The organism is Aquimarina megaterium XH134 (genome assembly GCF_000520975.1).
Taxonomy (GTDB): Bacteria; Bacteroidota; Bacteroidia; order Flavobacteriales; family Flavobacteriaceae; genus Aquimarina; species Aquimarina megaterium.
Genome location: NZ_JACB01000099.1, coordinates 1 through 5819, shown reverse-complemented (window position 1 = coordinate 5819; position 5819 = coordinate 1). Strand labels below are relative to the sequence as shown.

Below are 5819 nucleotides of genomic sequence, written 5' to 3'. Positions count from 1 at the left end.
CATAAAAAAAACCCTTCATTAAATAATGAAGGGTTTTCAAAGAAGGCGGTGACCTACTCTCCCACGATTGTAGTACCATTGGCGCTAACGGGCTTAACTTCTCTGTTCGGAATGGTAAGAGGTGAGCCCCGATGCTATAACCACCTTAAATCTTGATTAGTACCTGAGTAATCAGTAAGGAATATTCAGAGATTATATCTCTATATACACTATACTAATATCTCACTACTAACATAATATTGTTGACATATTGATTTAATACACGATAAAAGAACACTAAATATAGCTTGCAAAGCAATTCTCCACTCCGATAGTTGCCTATCGGAGTGTGCGCATAAGCCTATGGGTTATTAGTACTACTCGGCTATGACATTACTGCCTTTACACCTATAGCCTATCAACGTGGTAGTCTCCCACGACCCTTTAAAGAAATCTCATCTTGTGGTGGGTTTCGCGCTTATATGCTTTCAGCGCTTATCCCTTCCGAACGTAGCTACTCTGCAATGCTCCTGGCGGAACAACAGATACACCAGCGGTTCGTCCAACTCGGTCCTCTCGTACTAAAGTCAGATCCACTCAAATTTCTAACGCCCACTGTAGATAGAGACCGAACTGTCTCACGACGTTCTGAACCCAGCTCGCGTGCCACTTTAATGGGCGAACAGCCCAACCCTTGGGACCTTCTCCAGCCCCAGGATGTGACGAGCCGACATCGAGGTGCCAAACCCCCCCGTCGATGTGAGCTCTTGGGGGAGATCAGCCTGTTATCCCCGGAGTACCTTTTATCCTTTGAGCGATGGCCCTTCCATGCGGAACCACCGGATCACTATGCTCTACTTTCGTACCTGATCGAGCTGTATCTCTCTCAGTCAAGCTTGCTTATGCCATTGCACTCTACGCACGATTACCAACCGTACTGAGCAAACCTTTAGAAGCCTCCGTTACTCTTTTGGAGGCGACCACCCCAGTCAAACTACCCACCAAGCACTGTCCGTCGCTAGACGTTAGGCTTCGAATAAGCAAAGGGTGGTATTTCAACAATGACTCACACACGCCTGGCGACGCATGATCAAAGTCTCCCACCTATCCTACACATTACTTATCCAAAGTCAATACTAAGCTATAGTAAAGGTTCACGGGGTCTTTTCGTCCCACAGCGGGTAACCGGCATCTTCACCGATACTACAATTTCACCGAGCTCATGGCTGAGACAGTGTCCAGATCGTTGCACCATTCGTGCAGGTCGGAACTTACCCGACAAGGAATTTCGCTACCTTAGGACCGTTATAGTTACGGCCGCCGTTTACCGGGGCTTCAATTCAATGCTTCGATAAATCTAACATCTCCTCTTAACCTTCCGGCACCGGGCAGGTGTCAGGCCATATACATCATATTTCTATTTAGCATAGCCCTGTGTTTTTGATAAACAGTCGCCTGGACCTTTTAACTGCGGCCTCGCCGAAGCGAGGCGACCCTTCTCCCGAAGTTACGGGTCGATTTTGCCTAGTTCCTTAGCCATGAATCTCTCGAGCACCTTAGAATTCTCATCCCAACTACCTGTGTCGGTTTACGGTACGGGCTGCTTCACTCGGTTTTCTTGGAAGTCGATCCGCTAGATTATCACCTCGGCCGTAGCCTTAGTGTACTATCGCCGTGTTACCACTGGCTTCAACGCACATTTCCGTCAGTGCGCACTAACTTCTCGCCTCCGTCACTTTTAGTGTGAGCAGGTACAGGAATATTAACCTGTTGTCCATCCACTACCCCTTTCGGGTTCGCGTTAGGCCCCGACTAACCCTCAGCTGATTAGCATAGCTGAGGAAACCTTAGTCTTTCGGTGTGCGGGTTTCTCGCCCGCATTATCGTTACTTATGCCTACATTTTCTTTTGTAGATACTCCAGCATACCTCACAGTACACCTTCAACGTCACTACAATGCTCCCCTACCGATATTTCTATCCCATAGCTTCGGTAATATGCTTATGCCCGATTATTATCCATGCCGAACCGCTCGACTAGTGAGCTGTTACGCACTCTTTAAATGAATGGCTGCTTCCAAGCCAACATCCTAGCTGTCTAAGCAGTTCAACCGCGTTTTTTCAACTTAGCATATATTTTGGGACCTTAGCTGATGGTCTGGGTTCTTTCCCTCTCGGACATGGACCTTAGCACCCATGCCCTCACTGCTGGTAAACATTTTATAGCATTCGGAGTTTGTCAGGAATTGGTAGGCGGTGAAGCCCCCGCATCCAATCAGTAGCTCTACCTCTATAAAACTATACCAACGCTGCACCTAAATGCATTTCGGGGAGTACGAGCTATTTCCGAGTTTGATTGGCCTTTCACCCCTACCCTCAGGTCATCCCAAGACTTTTCAACGTCAACGGGTTCGGTCCTCCACTTTGGGTTAACAAAGCTTCAACCTGCCCAAGGGTAGATCACACGGTTTCGCGTCTACTACTACTAACTATGGCGCCCTATTCAGACTCGCTTTCGCTACGGATCCGATGCTGAACATCTTAACCTTGCTAGTAAAAGTAACTCGTAGGCTCATTATGCAAAAGGCACGCCGTCACCAATAATGGCTCCGACCGCTTGTAAGCGTATGGTTTCAGGATCTTTTTCACTCCCTTATTCAGGGTTCTTTTCACCTTTCCCTCACGGTACTGGTTCACTATCGGTCTCTCAGGAGTATTTAGCCTTAACGGATGGTCCCGCCAGATTCATACAGGGTTACACGTGCCCCGCACTACTCAGGATACTACTAAATCTTTGCGCTTTACTTATACCAGGCTATCACTGTCTATGGCTCCTCTTTCCAAAGGATTCTAATTCATTACAAATCTTATATTGTAGTCCTACAACCCCTGCATTGCCGTAACAATACAGGTTTGGGCTAATCCGCGTTCGCTCGCCACTACTAACGGAATCACTTTTGTTTTCTTCTCCTCCGGGTACTTAGATGTTTCAGTTCTCCGGGTTCGCCCCTATTGCTAGGTGACATATCTTCAATATGCCGGGTTGCCCCATTCGGATATCTGCGGATCAATCAGTATGTGCCTGTCCCCGCAGCTTTTCGCAGCTTATCACGTCCTTCTTCGCCTCTGAGAGCCTAGGCATTCCCCATACGCCCTTAATTAGCTTATGCGTCTTGCTTTAACTTGCTCTTTTAGTTTTTGTCGATACCAATAAAGTAACTAAATCAGTATCAACCTCTTTTATTTTCATTAATTGTAAACAATTAATGCTCGTATTTTTAAATCAATATGTCAATGAACGTTTTTCTTAATAACAATATAAAATTAACAACTATAAAGACTATTTCATCTCATGAATCCTGTGCTTTATAATCTATCAATACTTATATCTAAAGAATCGTGGAGAATATCGGAGTCGAACCGATGACCTCCTGCGTGCAAGGCAGGCGCTCTAGCCAGCTGAGCTAATCCCCCAGTATTTGAAATCCTAAATGTCGAATCCAGAATCTCGAATGATGAAGTAATGAATTCTCAACTTCTAAAATTTCCTTTCAATATTTTTTTATGAACTTTTTTTTAATCCGTAATTCGTAATTCACAAATCCAGAATTAAAAACCGTAGTCTCAGGCAGACTCCCTTCGATAAACTCAGGATAAACTTCTCGTCTGTCTTTCGACTTTGTAGTCTCAGGCAGACTCGAACTGCCGACCTCTACATTATCAGTGTAGCGCTCTAACCAGCTGAGCTATGAGACTTCTTCATAGTTGTGTGTTGGTGGTTAATTGTTGATCGTTGAAACAATCAACTAACAACCAAAAACTAACAACTAAATAATTAATTAACAGCATAAAGACTAAAAACAACTAAGATACATTCCATCGTATCATTTCTGCTTCTCTATATAAAATAGAAAATCTCTAGAAAGGAGGTGTTCCAGCCGCACCTTCCGGTACGGCTACCTTGTTACGACTTAGCCCCAGTTACCAGTTTTACCCTAGGCCGCTCCTAAACGGTGACGGACTTCAGGTACTCCCAGCTTCCATGGCTTGACGGGCGGTGTGTACAAGGCCCGGGAACGTATTCACCGGATCATGGCTGATATCCGATTACTAGCGATTCCAGCTTCACGGAGTCGAGTTGCAGACTCCGATCCGAACTGTGACCGGCTTTATAGATTCGCTCCTATTCACATAGTGGCTGCTCTCTGTACCGGCCATTGTAGCACGTGTGTGGCCCAGGACGTAAGGGCCGTGATGATTTGACGTCATCCCCACCTTCCTCGCGGTTTGCACCGGCAGTCTTGCTAGAGTTCCCGACATGACTCGCTGGCAACTAACAACAGGGGTTGCGCTCGTTATAGGACTTAACCTGACACCTCACGGCACGAGCTGACGACAACCATGCAGCACCTTGTAAATTGTCCGAAGAAAAGTCTATCTCTAAACCTGTCAATCTACATTTAAGCCCTGGTAAGGTTCCTCGCGTATCATCGAATTAAACCACATGCTCCACCGCTTGTGCGGGCCCCCGTCAATTCCTTTGAGTTTCATTCTTGCGAACGTACTCCCCAGGTGGGTTACTTATCACTTTCGCTTAGCCACTCAGACCGAAGTCCAAACAGCTAGTAACCATCGTTTACGGCGTGGACTACCAGGGTATCTAATCCTGTTCGCTACCCACGCTTTCGTCCCTTAGCGTCAATTAATTGTTAGTGATCTGCCTTCGCAATCGGTATTCTGTGTAATATCTATGCATTTCACCGCTACACTACACATTCTAACCACTTCACAATAATTCAAGTCTTGCAGTATCAATGGCAATTTTCCGGTTGAGCCGAAAACTTTCACCACTGACTTACTAAACCGCCTACGGACCCTTTAAACCCAATGATTCCGGATAACGCTTGGATCCTCCGTATTACCGCGGCTGCTGGCACGGAGTTAGCCGATCCTTATTCGTAGAGTACCGTCAGCATTTCACACGTGAAATGGTTTCTTCCTCTATAAAAGTAGTTTACAACCCATAGGGCAGTCTTCCTACACGCGGCATGGCTGGATCAGAGTTGCCTCCATTGTCCAATATTCCTCACTGCTGCCTCCCGTAGGAGTCTGGTCCGTGTCTCAGTACCAGTGTGGGGGATCTCCCTCTCAGGACCCCTATCTATCGTAGCCTTGGTATGCCGTTACCATACCAACTAGCTAATAGAACGCATAGCCATCTTATAGCGATAAATCTTTAATCCTTAGTGAAGGCTCACTTAGGATACTATAAGGTATTAATCCAAATTTCTCTGGGCTATCCCTTACTATAAGGTAGGTACTATACGCGTTACGCACCCGTGCGCCGGTCGTCATCAGTTGCAAGCAACTATGTTACCCCTCGACTTGCATGTGTTAAGCCTGCCGCTAGCGTTCATCCTGAGCCAGGATCAAACTCTTCATCGTTTGTCTTTAAATATTATTTAAAACAATACAACGGAATTATAATCGTATCTCAATATGTCTCTAGTCTTTATTCTAAATGTAATAAACTATATTAATAGTTTAATACGCGCTGTCAATCAATATGTCTATGAACTTTTTTTAATCAATAAAGCAATCTTCATCGCTATCAATTATAGATCGTAATTCAAGGAATCGAACCCCAAAAATGTTATCAAAACATCCTAAACCATTACTACGTATTTTTTATGAACTTGTACTGTCTCGCTAAGCGGGTGCAAATATATAACCCCTTTTATTACTAGCAAAACTTTTTTTGATTTTTTTTTAAAAAAAAGCAACCCTACTAAAATCTCAAATCCAATCCCAATGAACTAACAAAACATTATCCCGTTTTGC

The 5819-nt window shown here is 45.0% G+C and carries 2 tRNA genes and 3 rRNA genes; all 5 read right to left on the bottom strand.

Annotation, left to right across the window (positions count from 1 at the left end):
• Window positions 1-40 precede the first annotated feature (40 nt).
• Window positions 41-148: ribosomal RNA gene (gene rrf, locus Z053_RS0127135) — 5S ribosomal RNA — on the bottom strand.
• A 182-nt stretch (window positions 149-330) separates the two neighbouring features.
• A 23S ribosomal RNA gene (locus Z053_RS0127130) occupies window positions 331-3148 on the bottom strand.
• 230 nt (window positions 3149-3378) lie between these two features.
• Window positions 3379-3452 (bottom strand) — tRNA-Ala (locus tag Z053_RS0127125).
• Window positions 3453-3660: 208 nt separating this feature from the next.
• Window positions 3661-3734: transfer RNA gene (locus Z053_RS0127120), tRNA-Ile, on the bottom strand.
• A 166-nt stretch (window positions 3735-3900) separates the two neighbouring features.
• Window positions 3901-5423 (bottom strand): 16S ribosomal RNA (locus Z053_RS0127115).
• Together the 16S, 23S and 5S rRNA genes with 2 tRNA genes alongside form the textbook arrangement of a ribosomal RNA operon.
• Window positions 5424-5819: the final 396 nt, after the last annotated feature.